Origin of the sequence: Algibacter sp. TI.3.09, assembly GCF_038154905.1 — a bacterium.
Classification (GTDB): Bacteria; Bacteroidota; Bacteroidia; order Flavobacteriales; family Flavobacteriaceae; genus Algibacter.
This window is the reverse complement of the sequence record NZ_JBAKAN010000001.1, coordinates 1,352,820-1,377,836: the sequence shown is the minus strand read 5'-3', so window position 1 is coordinate 1,377,836 and position 25,017 is coordinate 1,352,820. Positions and strand designations below refer to the sequence as shown.

At 33.2% G+C, this 25,017-nt stretch carries 18 protein-coding genes; 14 read left to right on the top strand and 4 right to left on the bottom strand.

Going from position 1 to position 25,017, the window contains the following annotated elements; genetic code table 11:
• Positions 1-133 precede the first annotated feature (133 nt).
• The 6 genes from V6246_RS05430 (at position 134) to V6246_RS05405 (ending at position 9,562) form a co-directional block, all read left to right on the top strand.
• Positions 134-3,460 (top strand): VCBS repeat-containing protein, encoded by a 3,327-nt coding sequence (locus tag V6246_RS05430; RefSeq protein WP_341559460.1) that lies wholly within the window; start codon positions 134-136, stop codon positions 3,458-3,460.
• Positions 3,461-3,643: 183 nt separating this feature from the next.
• A complete protein-coding gene (locus tag V6246_RS05425; RefSeq protein WP_341559458.1) occupies positions 3,644-4,906 on the top strand; it encodes a carbohydrate binding domain-containing protein in 1,263 nt (420 codons plus the stop codon).
• Between the two features lie 16 nt (positions 4,907-4,922).
• Positions 4,923-6,290, top strand: a complete 1,368-nt coding sequence (locus V6246_RS05420) for an endo-1,4-beta-xylanase (protein ID WP_341559457.1) — start codon at positions 4,923-4,925, stop codon at positions 6,288-6,290.
• A gap of 137 nt (positions 6,291-6,427) precedes the next feature.
• Positions 6,428-7,510, top strand: a complete 1,083-nt coding sequence (locus V6246_RS05415; protein WP_341559455.1) for an endo-1,4-beta-xylanase — start codon at positions 6,428-6,430, stop codon at positions 7,508-7,510.
• Positions 7,510-8,799, top strand: a complete 1,290-nt coding sequence (locus V6246_RS05410; RefSeq protein WP_341559454.1) for a sugar phosphate isomerase/epimerase family protein — start codon at positions 7,510-7,512, stop codon at positions 8,797-8,799. Before V6246_RS05415 ends, V6246_RS05410 begins: the two co-directional genes overlap by 1 nt.
• Positions 8,800-8,809: 10 nt before the next feature.
• A complete protein-coding gene (locus tag V6246_RS05405) occupies positions 8,810-9,562 on the top strand; it encodes a ThuA domain-containing protein (protein ID WP_341559452.1) in 753 nt (250 codons plus the stop codon).
• 127 nt (positions 9,563-9,689) lie between these two features.
• On the opposite strand, the gene V6246_RS05400 is transcribed toward V6246_RS05405, so the two are convergent.
• The 4 genes from V6246_RS05400 to V6246_RS05385 form a co-directional block, all read right to left on the bottom strand.
• Positions 9,690-10,727 carry a glycoside hydrolase family 43 protein gene (locus V6246_RS05400; protein WP_341559450.1) on the bottom strand — a complete coding sequence of 346 codons (1,038 nt, stop codon included), beginning with the start codon at positions 10,725-10,727 and terminating at the stop codon, positions 9,690-9,692.
• 20 nt (positions 10,728-10,747) lie between these two features.
• A complete protein-coding gene (locus V6246_RS05395; protein ID WP_341559449.1) occupies positions 10,748-12,184 on the bottom strand; it encodes an MFS transporter in 1,437 nt (478 codons plus the stop codon).
• A 5-nt stretch (positions 12,185-12,189) separates the two neighbouring features.
• Positions 12,190-13,350 carry an endo-1,4-beta-xylanase gene (locus V6246_RS05390; RefSeq protein WP_341559447.1) on the bottom strand — a complete coding sequence of 387 codons (1,161 nt, stop codon included), beginning with the start codon at positions 13,348-13,350 and terminating at the stop codon, positions 12,190-12,192.
• Positions 13,351-13,896: 546 nt separating this feature from the next.
• Positions 13,897-14,367, bottom strand: a complete 471-nt coding sequence (locus V6246_RS05385; RefSeq protein WP_341559446.1) for a hypothetical protein — start codon at positions 14,365-14,367, stop codon at positions 13,897-13,899.
• 433 nt (positions 14,368-14,800) lie between these two features.
• Between V6246_RS05385 and V6246_RS05380 the strand changes: the two genes are divergently transcribed.
• From V6246_RS05380 to V6246_RS05345, 8 genes are all read left to right on the top strand, one after another.
• The gene (locus tag V6246_RS05380; protein WP_341559444.1) at positions 14,801-15,757 is read left to right on the top strand and encodes a hypothetical protein; all 957 of its coding nucleotides are present in this window, start codon (positions 14,801-14,803) and stop codon (positions 15,755-15,757) included.
• 199 nt (positions 15,758-15,956) lie between these two features.
• The gene (locus V6246_RS05375) at positions 15,957-16,616 is read left to right on the top strand and encodes a Crp/Fnr family transcriptional regulator (protein ID WP_341559442.1); all 660 of its coding nucleotides are present in this window, start codon (positions 15,957-15,959) and stop codon (positions 16,614-16,616) included.
• Between the two features lie 249 nt (positions 16,617-16,865).
• Complete coding sequence (locus V6246_RS05370) at positions 16,866-17,531, top strand: DUF6796 family protein (RefSeq protein ID WP_341559441.1); 666 nt, start codon at positions 16,866-16,868, stop codon at positions 17,529-17,531.
• On the top strand, positions 17,524-19,188 hold the full coding sequence (locus V6246_RS05365) for a CRTAC1 family protein (RefSeq protein WP_341559439.1): 1,665 nt from the start codon (positions 17,524-17,526) through the stop codon (positions 19,186-19,188). Before V6246_RS05370 ends, V6246_RS05365 begins: the two co-directional genes overlap by 8 nt.
• A gap of 11 nt (positions 19,189-19,199) precedes the next feature.
• A complete protein-coding gene (locus V6246_RS05360) occupies positions 19,200-19,469 on the top strand; it encodes a hypothetical protein (protein WP_341559437.1) in 270 nt (89 codons plus the stop codon).
• Positions 19,469-19,846, top strand: coding sequence for a hypothetical protein (locus tag V6246_RS05355; protein WP_341559435.1), 378 nt, complete (start codon positions 19,469-19,471; stop codon positions 19,844-19,846). The genes V6246_RS05360 and V6246_RS05355 overlap by 1 nt, the downstream gene beginning before the upstream one ends.
• Entirely contained in the window at positions 19,843-23,373 is a 3,531-nt protein-coding gene (locus V6246_RS05350; protein ID WP_341559433.1) for a metallophosphatase, read from the top strand. Before V6246_RS05355 ends, V6246_RS05350 begins: the two co-directional genes overlap by 4 nt.
• Positions 23,374-23,400: 27 nt before the next feature.
• Positions 23,401-25,011, top strand: coding sequence for a glutamate synthase-related protein (locus V6246_RS05345; RefSeq protein ID WP_341559432.1), 1,611 nt, complete (start codon positions 23,401-23,403; stop codon positions 25,009-25,011).
• Positions 25,012-25,017 lie beyond the last annotated feature (6 nt).

Sequence of the window (25,017 nt, the reverse complement as noted above, 5' to 3'; positions counted from 1 at the left end):
AATTAGTTTAGTGATAGTTTTTTAAGTTGGATAAAAGCAGCACAATGTAATTGTGCTGCTTTTTAACTTTAAAAAACGTTTGTAAAAATAAAGATGTTTTAGAATTTTATTATCAACCATTAAATATTAACAAATGGAAATCAGATATTTAAAAGCATATGTAGTAAGTGTAATTTGCTTTGTAATACTTATTAGTTGTTCCAAAGAGAAAGCACAAGTGAAATCTATAGATGGTAAAATTTTTTCTTCAGTTGAGGTTTCAAAATCAGGAATAGATTTTAAAAATACACTTAGTGAAACAGATAAGTTAAACTACTTTACTTATGCTTACATGTATATGGGAGCAGGCGTTTCTGCCGGAGATATTAATAATGATGGTTTAATAGATTTGTTTTTTACAGGCAACCAAGCAGAGAATAAATTGTACTTAAATAAAGGTGGTTTAAACTTTGAAGATATTACAACTAAAGCAGGAGTTTCTGGAGATCAAAGGTGGTATACAGGCACAACTATGGTAGATATTAATAACGATGGGTTTTTAGATATTTATTGTTCCGTAAGCGGGAAGTTTGAACCTAGAAACAATCAATTATTCATCAATAATCAAGATGGTACATTTACCGAAAGTGCAACTGCTTATGGATTGGACGATGCTAGCCATAGTATACAAGCAACATTTTTCGATTATGATAAAGATGGAGATCTGGATGTGTATGTAGCCAATTATCCGCCAACAAAATTTGGTTCGCCAACCTTTGTATATCAACAGAATATGCGAAATGTAAAAGCTATTGAATCCGATCATTTATATAGAAATGATGGTAACACGTTTACCGATGTATCGGAAGAAGCAGGTATTAAAAACTTCGGATTAACATTAAGTGCTACAGTTGGCGATTTAAACAACGATTCTTGGCCAGATATTTATGTGTCTAACGATTTTGATTCACCAGATTTAATGTTTCTAAATCAAAAAGATGGTACGTTTAGCGAGGTTATAAAACAAGCGACATCGCACACAGCGTTTTATGGTATGGGTGCCGATATTTCAGATTTTAATAACGACGGAAATCTCGATATTTTTCAAGCAGATATGGATGCGGAAGATAATAAAAGGCAAAAAGCAAACATGTCTAGCATGAATCCGGAGTTGTTCACCAATATTGAAAATGCGGGATTTCAAACCCAATACATGCAAAACTGTATGCAAGTTAATTCGGGAGTTTACCAGAGTGGAATTCCTCATTTTTCTAATATTTCAAGATTAGCAGGAGTATCTTCTACAGATTGGAGTTGGGGACCACTGTTTGCTGATTTTGATAACGATGGGTTCAAAGATTTATACATTTCTAACGGTTCACGAAGAGAGATTCATAATAATGATTTTTTCAATAATTTAGAAGAACTTAAGGTTGCAAACGATTCTGTCCTTTATTTAGTTGAACAAATTCCTTCAGAGAAATTGGATAATTACATGTATCAAAACAAAGGTGATTTCAATTTTAAACGTGTTAATAAAGATTGGGGTATTGAGTTCGAAGGCTTCTCTAACGGTGTAATTTATGCAGATTTAGATAATGATGGCGATTTAGAAATTGTGACAAATAATATTGACGACTATGCTTCCGTTTTTGAAAACAAAAGCTCAGAAATCAATAATTATTTAATGGTTTCATTTAAAGGAAAAAAAGCAAATGCTTTCGGTTTGGGAGCGCGCGTTTATATTACAACGGCGAACAAAACTCAAATGCAAGAGCTTACGCTTACTCGGGGCTTTGAATCTTCCGTAGCACCAATATTACATTTTGGATTAGGCAAACAAAACGATATAGAAGTACTAAAAGTGGTTTGGCCCGATGGCAAAATTCAGCAATTAAAAAATCTAAAAGCAAATCAAGAATTAGTATTGAGTTATACTGATGGCATAGTTGAAGCAAAGAATAACAACGAAACGGATAGCTATCAAAAAATATTTTCTAAAGCCTCAGAAAGTCCTTTTCCAAAACATAAACACGTTGAAAATAATTTTGATGATTTTGAACATCAAGTTTTAATGCCTCACAAAATGTCGGCTTTTGGCCCTGCTTTGGCTGTAGGTGATTTAAATGGAGACGGTTTGGACGATTATTTTATTGGAGGATCTCACGAAAAATCTGGAGCTATGTATTTTCAGAATAAAGAAGGTGGTTTTGAGCAGCAATCTATAAAGGCATTGCTAGAAGATAAAAGCTATGAAGATATTAGCGCACTCATTTTTGATGCAGACAAAGATAATGATAACGATTTGTATATAGTAAGTGGCGGTTATGAGTTTGCTACGCAACCAAAATTACTACAAGATAGATTGTATATTAATGATGGAGCTGGAAACTTTATACGAGCAAAACCTGAAGTTTTACCTGAGTTTTTGGTAAGTGGATCTAAAGTTTATAATGCAGATTTTGATAAAGATGGAAAGGGCGATTTATTGGTTTTAGGTAGGCAAATACCAGGTAAATATCCAATGCCAGTTTCTTCTTATATATTAAAAAATATTGGAGAAAAAGGCACTCCGAAATTTAATTTATTTGAAGAAAGTTACTCCAAAGTATTCGAAAATATAGGAATGGCTACAAGCGCTATTATCACCGATTTTAATAACGATTCTTGGCCAGATGTTATTTTGGTAGGCGAGTGGATGCCTATAAAGGTTTATAAAAATATAAAAACTGGTTTTGAAGACGTATCGGAAACCATGGGGTTAAGTAAAGATACTACAGGTTGGTGGTGGAGTATTGAAGCAGGAGATTTTGATAACGATGGTGATATAGATTATATACTCGGCAACAATGGCTTAAATTATAAATATAAAGCCACAGAAAACGAAACCTTCGATATTTTTGTTAACGATTTTGATAATAACCACAAAACCGATATTGTTTTAAGCTACTTCAATAAAGGCAAGCAATACCCAGTTCGTGGTAGGTCGTGTTCATCTCAACAAATACCTGGTATTAAAAGTAAGTTTAAAAATTACGAAACTTTTTCTCAAGCTACTTTGGTAGATGTTTATACAGAAAAAGCTCTAGAGTCGTCGTTGCACTACAGCGTAAAATCTTTTGCCAGCGTGTATTTAGAAAATAAAAACGACCATTTTGTTACGCATCAATTACCTATAGAGGCTCAGGTATCTAGTATCAATAAAATAATAGTAAAAGATTTTGATAAAGACACGCATTTAGATGCCCTTTTAGTAGGTAATTTATATGTGTCTGAAGTTGAAACACCACGAAATGATGCTAGTCATGGATTACTTTTAAAGGGAAATGGACAAGGTGAATTTAAGGCTATGTCTGCTAATCAGTCAGGCTTTTTTGTTACAGGAGATTCAAAGGATATGCAAAGCATAGCAGTAAAAAATGAAACCTATATTTTGATTGTTAAAAATAACGATTCGTTGGATGTTGTAAAAGTGAGGTAAAACGTTGGTTTTACTGTAAAAAGCAACAATTTTATCATTCATCGCTACATTTATTATACTCAAAAAGGTGGTTAAAGAATAAATTTGAGTATCAAAAATATGGATTCAATTAAAAAAATACTTCAGGTTACTTTTTTATAGTTGAAAACATATCGATAACTAAATAAACTAATTAAAACAATTATGAAAACAACTAAAATTTTAAGTTTTTTATGTTTAAGTCTGGCGTTTTGGTCATGTTCTGATGACGATGCGGTTATAGAACTAACACAACCACAATTTACGGTAACTGCTCCAGAAGGAGAGTCTGGCTTTTTTACATTCGAAAATACAACACCAAATAAAGAAGAGTTTTATAGCTTTTGGGAATTTGAAGTTGGAGGTTCTAAAGTAATCGATCAAAATGGCCCGTTAGTATATGAGTATAAAAGCTCAGGTTCTAAAACAGTAAAATTAACTATGGTAAGTGCTTTAACAAACTTACATACAAGTCAAAATATTACGGTAACCTTGCCACCGCCATCAGACATTCGTCATTTAATAAATCCTGAGAATTTGTTAGCTAATGGTTATTTTGGAGAAGGTGAAGGTAATGATTTTACTAATTGGGGTAGAAATAATGGAGCCGATAGAATGACGGAAGAACGCAGCGAACCATTAGTAGGTTCTAGAGCTGTAAAAATTAATAATGATGCAGATGGTAACGAATGGGAAACTCAATTAGTTTCAGATGCATTTCCTACCGTAGATGGTGAAAAATATACTGCTTCTGTTTGGATTAAAGGTTCTCCTGTTTCAATCCGTTTTTCTACAAACCCTGGAGTTGGTGGCGATCAGTATGCTGGTAATTACACAGCAACTTCCGGTTGGGCTCAATACTCTTGGACCTTTATAGCAAATTCTGCAACAACCTTATTAGCCCTAGATATGGGAAAAACAAAAGGAACATTTATAATAGATGCTGTTGAGGTTGTAAAAGGCGAAGTTGCCTTGCCATTACCTTCTAATGATAGCGAATTATTAAACGGTGATTTAGAAGCAGGTGAAGAAAATGATTTTATTAATTGGAGTCAAAACAATGGAGCAGATAGAATGACTCAAGAAACTGTAGATGTTTTAAGTGGTTCTAGAGCGCTTAGAGTTAATAACGGCGTCGATGGTAACGAATGGGAAGCTCAAATGGTAAGTGATGGTTTTGCAACTGAGAATGGAGCAGACTACACCGTATCATTATGGATTAAAGGCGATGCTGTTTCTGTTAGATATTCTACTAATCCAGGTGCAAATAGTACCGAACAATATGCTGGTGGTTATATCGCATCTGCAGAATGGACAAAATATGCTTGGACATTTACAGCAAATTCAGATACATCTTCCATAGCTTTAGATATGGGGAAAACAAAAGGAACATTTTTAATAGATGCAATTAAAGTTGTTAAAAACTAAACAAAACGAAAAAACTATGAAAAACACATTTAAATATATAATTCGTTTGGTCGTATTATTTATGGCTTTTAGCTGTTCTAATTCTTCAGATGATTCTCCAACATTTGGACCAACCGAACTTCCAGATGCTATACAAGCATCGTTCGATTTCACAATATCACCATCAGATCCAAAAGTGCTTATTTTAAATAATACAACCGAATATTACCTACCATATACCGGAGTTTGGGATTACGGAAATGGCTCTAGCGCTATTGCTGATGGAGCAGGAGTAAAAGAGGTGACTTACAATACTCCAGGAAGATATACTATTAGCCTTACCGTATCTAGTGATGGTATTACAAACACCATTAGTAAAGATATTATTGTAGATGAAATTGGTATTTGTCTTAATGCCGTTTGTGGAAGTGTAAATACAGCGAGTTTAAAAGGTGCAGCAACTACATTTTCGGTAGGTACAATTACAAGATCGCCTTATGTTACGGCAGGAGGTAAGCATATAGAAATTCTAAAGAATGAGTTTAATAACTTGACTTCGGAATATGAAATGAAGATGAATATTATGTATCCATCAGAAGGTAATTATGATTTTTCTGCTGGAGATGCCATTGTAGGTTTCGCTCAAGCAAATGATATGAATGTGCATGGGCACGCTTTAATTTGGCACAATGCAACACCTAGTTGGGTAGAAAATTTTTCTGGAACCGATGCAGAGTTTGAAGCTATGGTAGAAGATTATATTACAACAACTTTAAATCACTATAAAGGAAAGGTACGTTCTTGGGATGTTGTGAATGAAGCTTTTGAAGATGGTACAGGGCACCCGTTAAGAAATTCAGTTTTTAGACAAAAAATGGGAGATGATTATATTAAAAAATGTTTTCAGTTTGCTAGAAATGCAGACCCAGATGTAATTCTTTTTTATAACGATTACAACATGGCATCTAGCCCAACAAAACGTCAAGCTATGTTTAACTTGGTTGATGAGTTGGGAGATTTAATTGATGGTGTAGGTGCACAAATGCATATTTCTTACAACGGGCCTTCTGCAGCCAATATTCAAGCTGTTGCAGATGGTACAGTATCTAGAAATTTAAAATTGCACTTTGCAGAATTAGATATTAGAGCAAACCCAGAAGAAGATACCAGTTTAACTTCACTTTCTTCAGATAGAGCAAATGCTCAGAAAGACAAATTTAAAGAGGTTGTTCAAATTTATAATGCCATTCCGTTGGATAATAAATTTGCATTAACAGTTTGGGGTGTAAGAGATAATGAGTCTTGGTTGTTAGATTTCTGGGGTGTTCCAGAGTGGCCATTAATGTTTGACGAAGATTATAATAAAAAGCCTGCATATGCTGGGTTTTTAGAAGGATTAGAGTAATAAATATCATTTAAGATTTTAGTTAGAAAGCCCTAAGTTGTTCCGCATTTTAGGGCTTTTCTATATAAAAAAGTTAAAGTATTTAGGTCTAGAGATAAAAAACATACAAACGAAAGTAACCAACAAATAATAAAAATATGCTTTTCAATAAAACCTTAAAAATTATCTGTGTAACCTTGTTATTACTAGTTATGCAGGCATGTAATAAAAAACAGAAAGAAAATGGCTTAAAAGCTAATGCGGAATTTCCAATAGGAACCGCCATTAAAATTGAAACTTTAAATGCCGATTTTGAGCTTCAAGATTTACAAAAATCAAACTTCAATAGCATAACCTCTGCAAGCGACATGAAAATGAACCGCATTACAGAAAGCGAAGGTGTGTACAATTGGAGCAGAATAGATGGTATTCTTAATTACGCTCAAAATAATAACCAACGTTTGTTTGGTCATAATTTAATTTGGCACAGTTCTACACCTAAATGGGTAGAAGAGAAAGCTTTAAAAGATACGTTGTGGTTAGCCGGTTTTATGAAAGATTATATAACAACTTATGTAGGCCGCTATAAAGGTAAAGTCGCGGGCTGGGATGTTGTAAACGAAGCATTTGAATCTGCAGGAGGAGCCATGAGAGAGACCATCTGGTACAGTATTATGGGCAAAGATTACATCGCTAAAGCATTTACTTATGCCCATGAAGCCGACCCAAATGCAGTTTTGTTTTATAACGATTTTAATATTGAGCGAGACACTTTAAAACTAAATGCAACACTTAAATTAATAGAAGATTTAAGGGCGGAAAATATTCCAATTCATGGTTTAGGTTTTCAAATGCATATCCGTATGGATATTCCAGATGAGGTGATTGCAAATGCGTTGAAGAAAGCAGCCGATACAGGTTTAAAAATTCATTTATCTGAAGTTGATATTATTTTTAATACACATAATGATACGCAATATGGTGGTGAACAAATTTACACTGAATTAACCACAGATATGAAAAAGGCACAAGCCGAAAAATATAAAAACCTTGTTAAAATGTACCGTTCCATTGTACCGAAAGCACAACAATACGGCATTACATTTTGGGATTTTACAGATAGAGACTCCTGGATAGATGGCTTTTTTAGTTTAACCGATTGGCCAACTATTTACGATGATAATTTACAACCAAAACCAGCTTATTTTGGAGTTTTAGAAGGTTTAAAAGAAGAATTGTAATGGAAACAAGAAATAGAATCATTAAGATATTGACTGTATTAATATCTACGTTCAGTTTTGGGCAAACAGACTATAGTATTTCTTCTCAAAAAGATAGATTAAGGCAATATTCTGGGCAATGGGTAAGTGCTATTAATTCTAGCACAGATAGCGTTGCAGCACTGCCGGCTTTGAAAATGAGGAGTATAAGTAATTTTAATAATAATTCGCTTAGCATAACGGTTTTGCAAAAAAATAGTGCCAGTAAATATGAACCAATACTTAGGGAGATAATTGGTTATGATCGTGTTACGAATACTGTCTTTGCAGCCGGACATAATAATGAAGGTGCTTTTTTTACAGGGAAAGGCAGGTTTTCTTCAGAAAAAAAATGGACCATGCAGGATAAAGATCTTAATGGAAATAACACCATGACGGTTAATTTTAACTTTAATAATTATACCGATGTTACTTTGGAAGGCTTTGATAATAATGAAAAACATTTATGGAAAACGAGATATATCAAGCATAATCCTAAAAATAAGAATATAGGTATTCAATTAGTTTCGGTGCATGATGATATGCTTAAAAATCCAGAAAAAACCTTGATTCAATTAGGTAGAATGGGTTATAGTTATGTTGAAACTTTTGTGTATAAAGAAGAGGGTTTTTATGGTTATACTCCGGAAGCGTTCAAGGCTGTAGTTGAAAAAGCAGGTATGAGGTTTTTGGGTTCCATGACATTCTTTGATCCTGCAGATAAAAATGATGATGTTGCAATCAAGTCTTGGTGGGATAAGGCTATACAAGATCATAAAAAAGCGGGTGTCGAATATCTTTCAACTTCAAATAGTAAAATAAAAAGTATTAAGACAATTAAAGAGCTTCAAGATTATTGTAATTATTATAATAAAATCGGAAAACTTTGTAAAGACAATGACTTAAAATTTATTTTTCATAATCATGCTGATGAATTTTTAATGGTTGAAGGTATAAGAGTTTACGATTACTTTCTGCAAAACACAAATCCGGAATATGTGTATTTTCAATCGGATATCTATTGGATGCATGTCGCAGGTGTTAATCCTGTTCATTATTTTGAAACCTATCCTAACCGATTTATTAGTTGGCATGTTAAAGACTATAAAGAATTAGGAGAAAGCGGGAAAATAGATTTCGAAGATATATTTAAGTATCAAGAAGTATCTGGAGTTCAATATATTTTATCTGAAGTTGAAGATTATAGCTTTCCACCGTTGTTTAGTGTTGGTTTAGCTTGGGAATATATTTATTATGAATTATTAAAATAAACCTTTGATTATGAAACCTGTCACAATTAAGAATCTTTTATTAACTCTATGTATGCTTACAATGATTAAAACCAATGCTCAAGATCAGTTTAGTGTTTTATTGTTTACCCAACATGATGATTGGCACTACAATAGCATTCCTGTTGCTATTCAGGCCTTTGAAGATATGGCAGAAGAACATCAATTCAAATTTAATTGGACACAACGACCAAATGATCTTATCGAGAAATTACCAGAACATGATGTAGTAATATTTATGAATGCCAATGCCGATTCTTTGAAGACAAAGCATATGGTTGCTTTAAAAACATTTATGAAACGTGGTGGAGGTTTTGTTGGTATACATGGAACAGCAGATGGTGAAAACGATAATACTTGGTTTGATGGCCTTGTGGGCGCAAAATTTGTTGATCATCCAAAATTACAGGCTGCCATTGTAAAGGTTGAAAACAACGATTTTCCAGCAACATGGCATTTGCCAAATAAATGGTTACGTAGTGATGAGTGGTATAATTTTGAAAATATGAATTCAGATAAACTAAATATAGTATTAACTGTTGATGAAGCTTCTTATAATTTTACTGCAGGTTATGATGAAATTCCGTTAAAAGGTATGGGAGAAATACACCCTATTTCTTGGTTTCAATATTATGAAGGAGGAAAGTCATTTTATACAGCCTTAGGGCATAAACCAGAATCGTATAAAGACAAAAATTTCTTAGATCATATTTATGGAGGGATCTACTGGGTGGTTAGTAAGTGAAATAATTTAGGTTTGAAGTTTTCAGTTAAACTTCATATTAAATAAAAATGGATTGTAATTCTCAATAAGTCGCTTTACAATCCATTTCATTTATAGTCTTATTTGAAGTATTATTTCATAATAAAAATTAGTCTTTATAAGGGGTTAAGGTCTCAATACTTCCATCTTCTCTATGTGTGATTTCAGCAACTTTAACAGACCTTAAATGCGTAACACCTTTAGATAAACTAGAATCATGATAAAATAAATACCATTTTTCATCAACTTTACAAACAGAGTGGTGAGAGGTCCAACCAATTACAGGGTTTAAAATACGTCCGCCATAAGTAAATGGCCCATAAGGGTTATTTCCAATAGCGTAGCAGATAAAATGCGTGTCTCCGGTAGAATAAGAGAAATAGTATTTACCGTTATATTTATGTAACCAGGCAGCTTCGAAAAAACGACGATTATTGTCGCCAGCTAATAGTAAGTTTCCGTTTTTATCTAAAATTTCTATAGCTTTTGGTTTTTCGCTGAATTCTAATAAATCGTCCGTCATTTTTGCCACATAAGGGAGTAATGCAGATTCGTTATCTTCAGGAAGAAATGCCGTTGGGCTATCGGGTTGAGCTGCATTAAATTCTCCACTTCTCCAGCGCTGTAATTGTCCGCCCCAAAGACCACCAAAATACATGTAGTAACTCCCGTCGTCATCTTTAAAAACTGCAGGGTCAATAGAAAAACTGCCTTTAATAGCTTTTGGTTGCGCTTTAAATGGTCCTATAGGCGAGTTGCTTGTGGCGACTCCAATTCTAAAAACACCATCATGAGCTTTTGCAGGAAAAAACAAATAATATGTACCGTCTTTTTCGTTGGCATCTGGAGCCCACATTTGCTCTTTTGCCCAAGGCACATCATTTACGTGTAAAGCGACACCGTGGTCTACGGCTTCACTATCGATAGAATCCATTGAGATTACATGATAGTCTTCCATTGCGAAGTGGCTTCCTAAATCGTCAAAAGCTTCTCCAGCATCAACATCGTGAGATGGGTAAATGTATATTTTTCCGTTAAAAAAATGGGCAGATGGATCTGCAGTGTAAATATTGGTTACCAATGGTTGGGAAATAGCACGCTTATTTAGGTCATCAAAATTGATGTTTTCGATACTTTCTTCAGGCATAATTTTATGTTTTGTTAGTTTTAACTTTGTCTTCGTTCTTTTAGTTCAGCTTCAATTTGTAATTCCATTTTCTTATTAATTTCATAAAAGAAAAGTAAACCTACTCCTAGTAAAAATGGAATTGCAGGATATATACTTACAAGCATTTTAGTGCCTGTAATTGTAATGGCTGTTTGTTGCGTAAGGTCTGCATCATAACCATAACTTGCTAAAATGGAGGCTAAAAGCGCAGAGCCAATGCTTAAGCCGCCTTTTAAACCAACCATCATTGCAGAGAAAATAATGGCTGTTGCTCGCCGGTTCGTTTTCCATTCAGAATAATCTGCAACATCGGCAATCATAGCCCAAAGTAGCGGGATAGTGATTCCGTAGAAAAAACCATGTAAAATTTGTGATGCAAACATCAGTTCTACAGATGTTGAAGAGAAGAAATAAAAGAAGATGATAAACAAAGTTGAAATAAATAAAAACGTCATAAAAACATCTCTTTTTCCATATTTGTCTGCTAATTTTTTAGATAAACCAATACCAACTATCATGAAAATAATACCACCAGCGTTGAATAATCCAAACCCGGCAGATACAGGATCTTCACCAAAGAAATTTACATCAATACTTGATAGAAAATCTAATAACGGACCTATAAAGCTTGTTAATCTATCGGCATCTACGTAGTTTTTAAAATAATACACATAAGAGCCTCCTTTCATGGCTAGAGTAACAAAAACTAATGTGGTAACGGTTAACGTTATAACCCAAGGTTTGTTTTTAAATAAATCGGATAAATCTTCCTTAACACTCGATTTTTGTTCTGGCTTAGGAACAATACGTTCTCGCGTAGTGAAAAACGTGATGAGTAACATAATGGTGCCTATAATGGCAAGCCACGTCATTACTATTTCTATTCCAACGGCTTTATCACCACCTCCGGCAGATTCAATAATAGGTAGCATAAATACTTGCACAAAAAATTGTGCAAACATTACTGCAACAAAACGATACGCAGAAATGCTATTTCGTTCGCCCATATCGCCAGTAATTACACCGCTTAAAGCTGAATATGGTAAGTTGTTTGCAGCATAAAGTAAAAGTAATAAAGTGTAAGTAACAATGGCATAAATAACTTTGCCTTTATATTCAAAATTGGGTGTGCTAAAGGCTAAAAGTGCCACAACTCCAAGTGGTACTGCTGTCCATAAAATCCATGGTCTAAACTTTCCCCATTTAGAAGTTGTTCTGTCTGCAATAGCACCAATAATTGGATTAAACCCGAAAGCAGCAACAAGGCCAACACTTAATATAATTGCTGAAGCATGATTGGCTTCAAGACCATAAATATCAGTATAGAAAAAAGCTAGATAGGTCACTAATGTTTGAAATACTAAATTGGCAGCTAGGTCTCCTAAACTATATCCTATTTTTTCTCTAACCGAAAGTTTTTGTGTATCAGAACTCATAACTTTTAGTTTTGTTTTGGTTGATTATCACTTTTTAAAGCCATAACACGCTCATATGCTTTTTTAGGATTGAAGTCTCTATCGAATAATAACGGATGATTCGTCCTTCCGTTTATAGGCCAGTAATTTAACCAAGACTGACCGTCGTTTACCCCCCAAAATGTAACTCTATCAATTTTGTCTTTATGTTTCAAGAAAAGCTTAAAAATAGTTTCATATCTGTTAGCCAATTGCATAGCTGCAGCTTCAGATAATTTTTCTGGATACGGATTCATTTTTGGATCACCTTCATACTGCTCATAACTTTGTTCTACCGCAGCACCATCCAAATCCCATGGGTTTGGTAGAGCTGTAACATCTAACTCGGTGAAACTAACTTTTACGCCTAATGCGGCATAAGCAAGAATACTATTTTCTATATCTTCTATAGATGGGCCTTCTAAACTCCAGTGGGCTTGCATACCAACACCATCTATTTTTACACCTTTTTCTTGTAGATTTTTTACAAGCCTTACTACACCAGCTCTTTTTTCTGGTTTCCAAAGGTTGTAATCATTGTAAACTAATTTTGCACCTGGGTCGGCTTCAGCAGCTAATTTAAAAGCAAGAGCTATAAAATTATCGCCCATAACCTCATAAAAATTAGAAGTTCTAAAACTGCCATCTTCATTTAAAGCTTCGTTCACCACATCCCAAGTATCTATTCTGCCTTTGTATCTTTTTACAATAGTATTTACATGGTGTTCTATATTTTTCACCATAGTAATGCTGTCTTTTTCATTTTGCATCCATGGCGCCAATTGGCTATGCCAAACCAAAGTATGCCCAACAATATGCATATTGTTTTTTTCTCCGAGTGCTACATATTTATCGGCAATATCAAAATAGAATGTATCTTTTTGTGGGTGAATTTGTTCCCATTTCATTTCGTTTTCTGGAGTAATGGTATTAAATTCTTTTTCTATAAGGTTTATAGATAATGTGTCTTTTTCTTCTATTTGAGATTTGTTTAATGCCGCTCCAATAAGAAAATTACCTTTAAAAGCATCTTTCAATGAAGTGGTTTTACTCTCGGTGTTACTAATTTCTTTTACTTCGTTTTTACAGCTAGATGTACTTAAAATTAGTGCAGAAACTAAAAGGATATTTTTTATTCTGTGGGTCATGGTTATAGTTTAAAAAAGACGTTTAATAATTGAAATTTTAATACTTAAAATGATTTGAATAAAATTACTTTTTTAATAGAATGTAGAGTAAAACAAAATGGACTAATGGTGAAACAATTGTTGCATATGATTGAAATTACTATGTATAACAGCTGTTTCGAAATGGTTGATGTGAAATAATTTTACTAGGGATAGATTTGAATGTCTAAAAAAAAATATTATAAATGCTCTTTTTAGTTATAAAATATGGACACTTTTAGAAGATGTAATAATAGGAGAAAAGGCTTAATTTTTTCATGAGGAAGGCCGGGTTTTCAATATCACTTTAATAAAAAATGAAGCATGAAAATAATAACAGATAATATAAATTATCATGGATGTTTTACGCAACCAATGAATAAGTTGGTCACGATTTTTTTTGGGGGATGGTATCCAGAACATTTATTAAAAGTAGGTTGAACTGGAAATTATAAAGTCTTCCTATAAATACTTTAAGTATGTATAAGAAGACTTTTTTTGTTCTGTAAGGAAAGTGGTTGATGAACTTTAATTTATTTTTTTATAAACTTCAATGTTGTGATAAATGGTATCATTATTCTTATAAGTGTTTACTTGTTTGTAAGAGTTTTTTCCGCGTTCAATGGGTATAACGTATGTGTTCACATCACTTTTCATTGATTTCGAAGTAGATGTTAGCTTTTCAATAATGGTGTCGTTTTTATAAGTGTAAGTACCATAAGCATGCCATTCCGAAGCATCGGGAGCCGGATCTGTGTTCCATATTACATAGCCGTCTAGGTAAATTTTATGTTGCACTTTTGAAGTATCTACTATAAGCGTATCTCCATTAGCAAGATGGTAGAATTCGCTTAATTCCCAAACACCTTCCATGGTATTGAAATTTTCAACTTTTTTTGAATTAATTCTAGAACCACAAGCGATAGACACGATTGAAATTAATGCTAAATAAAATAAGTTTTTGAACGTGGTGGTTTTAATAATAGCCTTTCTTTTCATGGTTTTCTGTAGGTGTTTAAGATGAATTGTTTTTCGTCTTTAAATTAGATATGTTTTAGAAATTTATTCACAATATATCTACGTAGGTAAAGTTTTACTAATATAATATAAATTTTTTAGTAGATAGAGGAGAAGGGCTTATCTTATTTTAAAAAGATAAGCCTTACTCTGTTTCGTGCTATTTAAAGGTGTTTTACATCAAAATGAAACATAATTTATACGAATAGGGAATAATTAATACTTATAAAGATAGAGTGAAGGCTATTTTTGTTTGCCTAACAGGTAATGTTGTTGATAAGCTATTACAAACGGGAACACAGGAGCAGAAATAAAAATTACTGCTTTTTATAACAAGTCGTTCTATTCTAAAAAAGTATATATGATAAATCGGTTTTTTTGCAAACAGACTTTATTTCTTGTCCTGAGTTTAATAATGTTTCAAGGTTATGCTCAAAATGAAGGGCAAGGCAAGTCTAAAATTGTTGTGTCTAGTTCTATTTTAGAAGAGGGCAACGATCGTGTTTTTGTACGTTCGGAAAATAATTTGATGATCTATCCGGAAATGGATGGTTTAGAAGGCCGATTAGGTGAAAATATAAACGGACCATCGGTGATAAAAGTACCCGATTGGATTGAAAATCCTCTAGGTAAATACTATATGTATTTTGCGCATCATCATGGTAAGTTTATTCGGTTAGCTTATGCAAATTCGCCGGTTGGACCTTGGACTGTATATAAACCAGGAGTGCTTCATATTGATAAAACAGCAGCTGTTGGCCATATAGCTTCGCCAGATATTATTATAGATGAAGAAACGAAAACCATTAGAATGTATTTTCATGGATATAACAAGAATAAAGAAGGGCAAAAAACGTTTTTAAGCACGTCTAAAAATGGAATAGATTTCAAAGCATCCGATATCATATTAGGGCCTTCCTATTTTCGTGTTTTTAAATACAAATCGGAATATTATGCATTAGTAAAAGGTGCTTTTTATCGGTCTAAAGATGGTATGCAACCATTTGAGAAAGGTGCTTTAATTTTACCTAAAGCCAGACATACAGCTGTTAGCTTAAAAAAAGATAAGCTTGCTGTATTTTATTCCCAAAAAGGAGATGCACCAGAACGGATATTAAGTTGTGATGTTGATCTTTCTGAAGGTTCATGGAAAAGCTGGAAAGCTAACGAGGTTAAAGAAGTATTAAAACCAGAAATGGATTATGAAGGTGTAAATCTTCCTATTGAAAAATCTGTAAAAGGTTTTTCTAGAAAACCATTGCATGAGTTGAGAGATCCGGCTATTTTAATTGATAACAAAGATGTATACCTATATTATTCAGTATCTGGAGAATTTGGAATTGGAGTTGCTAAACTCGTTAAAAGTAATTAAATATCATCTTCTGAACCAAATCGTTATAGTTGTTATTGATGGCTTCCTTTTCAAGTGGCTTTTCGGTTAAATAAGGAAGGAAGTTTAAGAGAAATAAAATCGTAACAAGTGTCGCCTTAAGTAACTATCAAAAATTTAATACCATCATTCAAATGTTAAATGTGATACCTTTGGTTTTATAATTATTACCAAACTACAATTGAAAGCAATTACAAAATACTGGTTTTTAGAAGATTTCAATCTTTTTAAGAAGCTTGGCATGTTCAATATGATGAAGATTGTTGAGATTCTAGAAATGGATAATATTGAAAAGGGAAAACCTATTAACCTTAATGATGAGCATAAGAATAGTGTGTTCTTTCTAAAAAAAGGGAGTGTAAAAATTGTAAATAAAACGAACAACACTGTTAAGTATGTTTTAAAGCGTGGTAATATTTTTGGCGAACTTGCACTATATGATAAAAAAGCGGCAAGCGAAGAAATAGCTTATGCTTTGGAGGACTGCGTAATCTGTTACATAGAATCGGAACAGATGGAAGCACTTATGGAAAAACATAAGTCTTTAAAAAATGGTGTGCTAAAAATTTACGGTCTTCGAATTCAAAAACTAGAAAGAAGAGTTCACAATCTATTGTATAAAGATAGCGTAACAAGAATTAAAGAATTTATTGCAGATTACCTGGAAGAGTTTGGTGAAACTGATGAAGCTGGGCAATTAACTGCCAAAAATTTACTTTCGCATAAAGAGATTGCAAACCTTACAAATACCTCTAGGCAAACAGTGAGCAATGTACTTAGCACCATGAGGAAGGAAGGGATAATAGATTATAATATCGAGTTTATTTCAAACATAAAATAGCTCTAGAAGCTATTAATGGTTACTTAAAATATTTTCTGTTGATTCAAAATATATTTGATAAGGAAGAAACAAATGTAAGTGTGGGAATTAGGTGTAAAGCTTGATTTTTGAGATTTCTATTACATGTCGTTTTCTAATGCTTTGTTTTACGAGCCGCAGTTGTAACCTATTAATTTATAGTATTTTATTTTGTCTGAAAGTAATTTTAACATATCTCGACAAACCCATAACTAACACATTAACTATCAAATGAAATTAACTAAAACTTTAGGGTATCTAGGCCTTATTGCTTCTATTCTTGTAGGTCTAGGTGAATACTTTTTACACTATTCACCCTCAATTTTAGAACATTCAGAAAATTACGAATTTTTCAAATTTGTAGCATTAAATAATCTTACCGCAGGTCATTTCTTGGCCGTTATTGGATTGCCTTTTTATTTTGCTGGATACATTCATATTTACCGAATGCTTAAATCGGGCAACGAAACCTTGGCTAGACTAGTTTTAGCTATAGGGTTTGTAGCTTTTGCAGTTGGTGGAGTTTGGATTGGATCTAGAGCTTCTATTGGTAATATTGTTCATTTAAAAGAAGCCATGGATACTAATACTTATCAAAATTTATTAGCGCATTACACAAACCACATGGAAGTATTAGTACAAGCGCTACGTGTTATTATAGCAACATTATCCGTTGTTTTTGCTATTGCCATTTTAAAAGGTGGTACATACTACCCAAAATGGATGGCAGTTTTTAACCCCATTGTAATACTTATTTTATTAGTGCTTTTAGGTAAGCTAATACCAGATTTAGGAAAACACATGCTACCTATTTTAATGAACGTCACTCATTTTATTCTTTTCGGATTATCATTATATCAATTTAACAAATACATTAAAAATCAAAAAAATGCTTAAAAAAATTCTAAAATACACAGGAATAGTTATCCTTTTACTAGTTGTACTCGTTCTTGGTTTTTTCTGGCGTGATTCAGTTTCAGATAAATACAACATCACAATAGAAGATAGTGAAATTCCTTTGTTCGAGAGCGTTGTAATCGATTTTAAACATCAATATAATGGTGATAAATCTTTACCAATCGCACCTTCAGCTTTAATAGATATTGATAACGATAATATAGATGAAGTCTTTTTTGGAGGCGGCATGTTTCAAGAAGATGCCATTTTTGCTTATCGCGATAATAAGTTTGTCGATATTTCTTCCGAAGTTAATTTACAGAAAAAAGGAAGCACGTTAACCACGGTTGGTGTCGTTTCTGCCGATTTTGATAACAATGGATTTACCGATATTTTACTTGGTAGAGAAGATGGCTTAACGATCTATTATAATACCGACGGGAAATTTACCGCTAAAAAGATTGACACACCAATAAACGAAAAATCAACGCCTGCAGGATTAACGGTTGGTGACATTGATAAAGATGGTGATTTAGATATTTTTATGGCAACCTATCTTAAAAAAGAGTTGATGGAAGGTCAAACTATTTTTGAAGATTATACTTATGGTTCTACAAGTGAATTACTTTTAAATACTGGAAACGAAAACTTTGTAAGCATTACAAAACAAGCTGGTTTAGATTATGTTCATAATACGTTTCAAGGTGTTTTGGTTGATATTGATAACGATTCTTGGTTAGATTTAGTTGTGGTGCATGATACGGGTGAAGCACGAACTTACAGAAATAATGGCGACCTAACATACACGATGAAGCCAAACCCATTAACCAAAAAATTTGCCTACCCAATGGGGTTAGCAGTTGGCGATTATAATAATGATGGTTTGGTAGATTTTATGTTTTCGAATACCGGAAGTACGTTGCCAAGAGCTTTGGCCAAAGGCGATATAAAAGATGCCTCTTTATTTAATGAAAAATGGATTCTTTTTAAAAATGAAGGAAACTTTAAATTTACAGATACGGCGGAAGAGACTAAAATTGCAGATTACGAATTTTCTTGGGGTTGCACCTTTGCAGATATGAATAACGACGGTTTACAAGATTTAATGGTAGCTGAAAATTATGTAGATTTTGCACCTAATAAACTATTTAAATTACCTAGTAGATTTTTAGTTCAAAAGGAAGATGGCACGTTTGCACCAACTGAAGAAAAGAGTGGTGTTGTTAATCCGTATTACGCTATAACATCATTAGTAAGTGATTTTAATCAAGATGGTTATTTAGACATGATTTGGGTAAATATCGATTCGCCATCTTTAGCCTACATCAATAAAGGAGGAACTAATAATTATTTGCAAGTAGACTTAGGAGAATCTGTAAATGCACAAGGAGCAAAAGTAACAGTAACTACACCAACAAGAACGTTAACCGATTGGCTGTTAAGCGGAGAGGGCTTAGCTAGTGATCAAACGGCATTACTTCAATTTGGATTAGGGAAAGAATCTACTGTTTTGAATATTAAAGTGCTTTTGGCAGACAACAAAGAAATTAGTGTTGATAACCCGAAGATCAACTCGGTTATCGATTTAAAACAGCAAGTTAAAGCACCGATTTTAGAAGAAACAGATATAGAAACAGATATAGAAATAGTAGAATAGAAAACTAAGAGATGAATTTTATAAAACAATTATTAGGTAAGGGCAAGGAGAAGGACATTAACGATTTATCTAAGGGCTATTGTCCTAATTGTTGGGGGCATCAAGAGTACGATAACCTCATAAGAGAAAAGTATGAAGATGCACAGATAAGTGTTAATAACCACAGTGCTAATTATGCCTTTGTACAGAATTTTATGGTAACACATCTAAATGGTATAAAATTAAAGAGCACAGTTAAAGGTACAGAATGCCCTACTTGTGTTGTTGTAAATAACAAATAATGCTAAAAAGAATTACATATTATGTTATTCTTGGTATACTGATAATAGGAGTATATGGAGCAGGCGGACTAGTTGTTGAAGAATTTAAAACAGGTGAAGGCTGCCCAAAAATAATGGGCATCCCCATGTGTTTGGTTATTCTATTCTGTTTTCTCGTTCCGTTAATAGTACATCTTTTAAAAAAGAAGAATGTCTTGTACTTTTTATTTACAGGCTTAGCAGGTAGTATTGCTTTAATTGCTTCAATCATGCAGTTTTTAGGTTATGCCGAATGCCCGAAAACAGCTTCTGGAACTCCAATGTGTTATTATTCTTTATTGCTTTTTAGTAGTTTAATAGTACTAAAAATTTACCATCAAAAACCAAACAAATTATGAGTGTTTTAAAAAGTCTAAGAAAAAATATTTTATATTTTTTCTTACTAACAGTTTCCATTGTTTTGGGACAAAAAAATGATAAATCAATTTATCTAATAGCCAATACAGGTACAACAAATGATACTAGTGTATTGGATGAAATTATCAAGGATTCTAAAACATCCAAAAATTCTATATTATTATTGCTAGGGAATTCAGTAAGCGACAATGATAGTAGTAAAGATTTTAAGCAAAGTATTTCATCTCAATTAGATAAGTTGTCTTTGTTCAATGGGGAAGCGTATTTTATGCCCGGAAAAAACGAATGGACATTTAATGGCCACAAAGGTGTTCAATCTATTGAAAAACATATTCAAAAAAATAGTAATTCAAAATTTTATCCGGATGATGGTGAGGCTATAAAACATAAAGATTTATCTGAAAATATAGTACTTCTTACCGTAGATACACAATGGTTTCTGGAAGATTGGGATAAGCATAGTTATATAAATGATGATAGTGAAATTAAAAATAGAACATTATTTTTCTTAGAATTTGAGAATAGAATAAAGAAAGCTCATGGTAAAACAATTCTAGTTGCATTACATCATCCTATTGAAACAAACACAAAGCAAGGATTGTTAAGTAATATAGGAGGTGTTAAGTCTCATGATTTTCAGAACAAGAAATATAGAAAACTTAGAAACAGATTAAAAACGATTGCTCAGGCTGCTGGTAATATCATTTTTATATCTGGGAAAGATAAAAATTTACAATATATAGATAAAGGCATACCTCAAATTATTAGTGGGGCGGTTGGAAAAACTAAAAATATTAGTAACGTTAGTAAAAGTGATTTTGGTCTTGCAGAAAACGGCTTCGCAAAGTTAGAAATAGGTGATAATGGTGCTGCACAGGTAAAGTTTTATACTGTAAAAAATGGTGTTTCTACAGAGGTTTTTAAAGCTAATGTTTTAAAAGGAGATGAAAATGATAACCAAAGCCACTATACTTTTAAAGAAACATCTCCAAAAACACAATCTGCTTCAATTTATACCAAGGAGGCTATAGATAAAAGTAGTTTTTACAAAACAGTTTGGGGAGAACATTATAGACCGTTTTACGGAACAGATGTAAATGTACCAGTCGTTTTATTAGATACATTAATGGGCGGACTTTCTCCTATAAAAAGAGGTGGAGGTCAACAATCGAAATCGCTTAGATTAGAAGATAAAAATGGAAAGCAGTTTGTTATGCGAGCCATAAAAAAGAGCACAGCTAAGTTTTTACAAGCCAATGCTTTTCCTAATACTTTTATTGAAAATTCACTTGATGATACTACAATAGATAAGTTTTTATCAGATTTCTATACCACATCAAATCCTTACGCGGCATTTGCAATTGGTGGATTATCAAGTGCAGTAGGTGTTAATCATACAAACCCTGTATTATATTACATTCCTAAGCAAAAAATATTAGGTGCGTTTAATGAAGATTTTGGCGATGAGTTATACATGATAGAGGAACATGTTGGAAGTACGCAGGCTGGTTTAGAAAGTTTTGGAAATCCTAAACAGATATTGAGTACAGCTGATGTTTTACAAGAAATTCATAGATCAGGTAAATCTGTTGTTGATGAGCCATCATACATTAAAGCGAGACTGTTTGATATGCTTTTAGGAGATTGGGACAGACATGAAGATCAATGGCGTTGGGCCTATTATGATGATGAGGACGGTACATCACATTGTGAGCCTATCCCTAGAGATAGAGATCAGGCATTTTCAAAATATGATGGATCTCTAATTTCTTTTTTAACACGTTCTATTCCGTCCCTTCGCAAAATGCAATCTTATGATGAAGAGATTAGAAGTGTAAAATGGTTAGCATCTTCTCCTTATCATTTAGATTTAATGCTAGTTAATTCTTCTGGTTGGGATGAATGGGAAAAACAAGCGCAATACATTCAAGAGCATCTTACAGATGAAGATGTAGAGACAGCTTTTGAAGCTTTTCCTTCAGAAATAAGAGGTGAAGTTATTGATGATATAAAAGTAAAACTTAAAGGAAGACGGTCTAATTTAGTAGAAATAGCGAAAGCATATTACGAATATTTGAACAAATTCAAAGTTATTGTAGGAACTCAAAAAACAGATAAATTCTCTATAACACGTCTTCCGAATGGAGATACTACTATAAAAATAGATCGTAAAGACATGGGGCTTTTAAACCGAACTTTTTCTCATGATATTACCAAAGAAATTTGGATTTATGGTTTAGACGGAAAAGATACTTTTGTTGTAGATGGAGAAGGCGATCATCTTATTAAAATTAGAATAGTTGGTGGAAAGAAAAACGATATATACGATTTTAAAAACATCAAAAAAGTAAAACTTTATGATTATAAGAGTAAAGAAAATACCATTGTAAACAAAAAGTCTAAAAAGTGGCTAGTTGATGATTATGAACTAAATAATTACGACCATAAAAAAGTAAAACATAATTTTAGTCAAATACTACCTTTATTAGGTGTAAACCCAGATGATGGCGTTAAATTAGGGGTTCTAAACAACTTTTCATACTTCGGATTACAACGCAACGAGTTTACTTATAAACATAGTATAAGTGCGGCATATTACACAGGGAACTCAGGGTATGATTTATCTTATAAAGGTGAATTTTCAAATATTTTTCATAAATGGAATTTTGGAGTAGAAGGTAAGTACACAAGTCCAAACTTTGCACAGAACTTCTTTGGTTTTGGTAATGAAACAAGCTATGATAAAGATGAGGTAGAACTTGATTTTAATAGAGTAAGTATAAAAGAGTGGAATGCTGCAGTGTCATTAATATGGCATGGTGAAAATGGAGGTTCTTTTTATTTTAAACCTTTAATAGAATCTTTCGAAGTTGAAAACGTAGCCAATAGATTTGTTAATATTTTGCCAGAAGAAGCAACCCTTTTTGAAAAGCAAATTTATGCTGGTGGTGAAGTAAATTATAGATTTAAAAATAGAAATAATATTGCTTTCCCTACAATGGGCTTAGATGCGGGAATTACAGTAGGTTATAAAACTGTTATTGATGGAGGAAATGATGATAGTTCTTTTGGATATATTAAACCACATATTGCTGTTAATCACAAGTTAAATAAAAGTGGTAGCTTAGTATTTGCAACAAAATTAGGAGGAGAAGCTATTCTTGGAGATGATTTTGAATTGTATCACGCTGCGCAATTAGGAGGTGGAGAAAACCTTCGTGGGTACAGAAAAGAACGTTTTATAGGTAATTATTCAGTGTTTCAAAGTACCGATTTAAGATTGGAAATAGGTGATTTTAATAGTGGTATTATTCCAACAAAATATGGTGTAACTGGTGGTTTTGATTATGGTCGAGTTTGGTTGAAAAATGACACATCGGATAAATGGCACAATAGTTTGGGAGGTTCTTTTTGGATTAGCGGCTTGGAAACATTTACACTAAATGCAGGATATTATTCAAGTGCCGATGGAGGAATAATCTCAGTTGTGCTTGGTTTCTCTTTTTAAATCTAACATAAAAACATAAATAAAACCATGAAAAAACCAGTAGTAATTGCTCAAGTAAGTACTTTAGAAAATAAGCAACCGGAACACGCTCTAGTAAATGGGTTGGATTTAGTAATCGTGAAATTTGATGATGATATTTCTGTACTTTACGGAAGATGTTTACACAGAGGAGCGTTAATGTCAGACGGTCACGTAGATGGTCATAATCTAATTTGTGGTGTTCATGGATGGGATTATCGTGTAGATTCTGGAGTTTCAGAATATAATAATAAAGAAGTGCTACATAAGTTTTCTACTAAAATTGAAGGAGACGATTTGTTTGTAGATGCATTCGAAATTGAATCTTATTTAGTAAATAGTCCACAACCATTTAATCGCGATACGTATTTAGGTGCTTACGCAGATACACATCCAGAAGAAACAGAACCATACACAGGTTATATAAAAGAACTTGCTCAAAATGGTTTGAAAAATATTGGACATCATGGTTTTTCAGCTTCTATGGGAGTGGATAGAAATACGCTTCCTAAATGGAACGATATTCAGTTTTTACCAGCGCAATTAGCATCAAGACCTTTATTAGATCATGAAGATGTTGCTACAAAAGTTGTTATCGGTCCAAATGCAAAAAAGCCTTTAGAATTAGACATGCCGCTTTTTGTAAGTGATATGAGTTTTGGAGCTTTATCTCGTGAAGCTAAAATAGCATTATCTAAAGGAGCACAATTAGCAGGAACAGGAATTTGTTCTGGAGAAGGTGGTATGTTACCAGAAGAACAAGCGAGTAATTCTAAATATTTTTACGAATTAGCTTCGGCTCAATTTGGGTTCTCTTGGGATAAATTAGATAACGTACAAGCGTTTCATTTTAAAGGTGGTCAAGGTGCGAAAACAGGAACTGGTGGACACTTACCAGGAAGTAAAGTAAGTAAAGAAATTGCTGAGGTTAGAGGATTAAAAGAAGGTGAAACGGCTATTTCGCCAGCTGCAAATCCAAACTTTCACACAGTTGAAGATTTTAAAGTATTTGCAGATAAAGTAAGAGAACGCACAGGAGGAATCCCTATTGGGTTTAAAATTGCTGCAAGTCATATAGAAAAGGACATTCAGTTTGCGCTAGATGTTGGTGTAGATTATATAATTCTCGATGGTCGTGGTGGCGGAACAGGTTCTGCTCCAACCATTTTAAGAGATCATATTAATGTACCAACCATTCCTGCTTTAGCAAGAGCACGAGCTTATATGGATAAAGTAGGAGCTACAGATGTAACTTTAGTAATTACAGGTGGTTTACGTGTTGCTGAGGATTTTGCAAAAGCGATGATGCTTGGCGCAGATGCTATTGCGGTATCTAATTCTGCATTACAAGCTATTGGTTGTTTAGGGATGCGTGCTTGCGGATCTAATAACTGTCCGGTTGGTATTGCGACTCAAAAAGAGTCTTTACGTGGCAGATTGATTATTGATTCTTCAGCTAAACAATTACAAAACTACTTTGAAGCCACAAACGATTTAATTAGAGTTGTAGCACGTGCTTGTGGTTACGATGATATTACTAAGTTTAATAAGGACGATTTATCAACTTATGATAGAGATATGCATCATTTAACAAAAATTAATTACGCAGGCTTAAAATAATATACC

Excerpts from the sequence above, each read along its gene's own strand:
- V6246_RS05400 (WP_341559450.1), bottom strand. The coding sequence starts at position 10,727 with ATGCCTGAAGAAAGTATCGAAAACATCAATTTTGATGACCTAAATAAG.
- V6246_RS05355 (WP_341559435.1), top strand. The coding sequence starts at position 19,469 with ATGCTAAAAAGAATTACATATTATGTTATTCTTGGTATACTGATAATA.
- V6246_RS05390 (WP_341559447.1), bottom strand. The coding sequence starts at position 13,350 with ATGACCCACAGAATAAAAAATATCCTTTTAGTTTCTGCACTAATTTTA.
- V6246_RS05360 (WP_341559437.1), top strand. The coding sequence starts at position 19,200 with ATGAATTTTATAAAACAATTATTAGGTAAGGGCAAGGAGAAGGACATT.
- V6246_RS05365 (WP_341559439.1), top strand. The coding sequence starts at position 17,524 with ATGCTTAAAAAAATTCTAAAATACACAGGAATAGTTATCCTTTTACTA.
- V6246_RS05430 (WP_341559460.1), top strand. The coding sequence starts at position 134 with ATGGAAATCAGATATTTAAAAGCATATGTAGTAAGTGTAATTTGCTTT.
- V6246_RS05415 (WP_341559455.1), top strand. The coding sequence starts at position 6,428 with ATGCTTTTCAATAAAACCTTAAAAATTATCTGTGTAACCTTGTTATTA.
- V6246_RS05345 (WP_341559432.1), top strand. The coding sequence starts at position 23,401 with ATGAAAAAACCAGTAGTAATTGCTCAAGTAAGTACTTTAGAAAATAAG.
- V6246_RS05425 (WP_341559458.1), top strand. The coding sequence starts at position 3,644 with ATGAAAACAACTAAAATTTTAAGTTTTTTATGTTTAAGTCTGGCGTTT.
- V6246_RS05395 (WP_341559449.1), bottom strand. The coding sequence starts at position 12,184 with ATGAGTTCTGATACACAAAAACTTTCGGTTAGAGAAAAAATAGGATAT.
- V6246_RS05410 (WP_341559454.1), top strand. The coding sequence starts at position 7,510 with ATGGAAACAAGAAATAGAATCATTAAGATATTGACTGTATTAATATCT.
- V6246_RS05405 (WP_341559452.1), top strand. The coding sequence starts at position 8,810 with ATGAAACCTGTCACAATTAAGAATCTTTTATTAACTCTATGTATGCTT.
- V6246_RS05380 (WP_341559444.1), top strand. The coding sequence starts at position 14,801 with ATGTTTCAAGGTTATGCTCAAAATGAAGGGCAAGGCAAGTCTAAAATT.
- V6246_RS05420 (WP_341559457.1), top strand. The coding sequence starts at position 4,923 with ATGAAAAACACATTTAAATATATAATTCGTTTGGTCGTATTATTTATG.
- V6246_RS05385 (WP_341559446.1), bottom strand. The coding sequence starts at position 14,367 with ATGAAAAGAAAGGCTATTATTAAAACCACCACGTTCAAAAACTTATTT.
- V6246_RS05370 (WP_341559441.1), top strand. The coding sequence starts at position 16,866 with ATGAAATTAACTAAAACTTTAGGGTATCTAGGCCTTATTGCTTCTATT.
- V6246_RS05350 (WP_341559433.1), top strand. The coding sequence starts at position 19,843 with ATGAGTGTTTTAAAAAGTCTAAGAAAAAATATTTTATATTTTTTCTTA.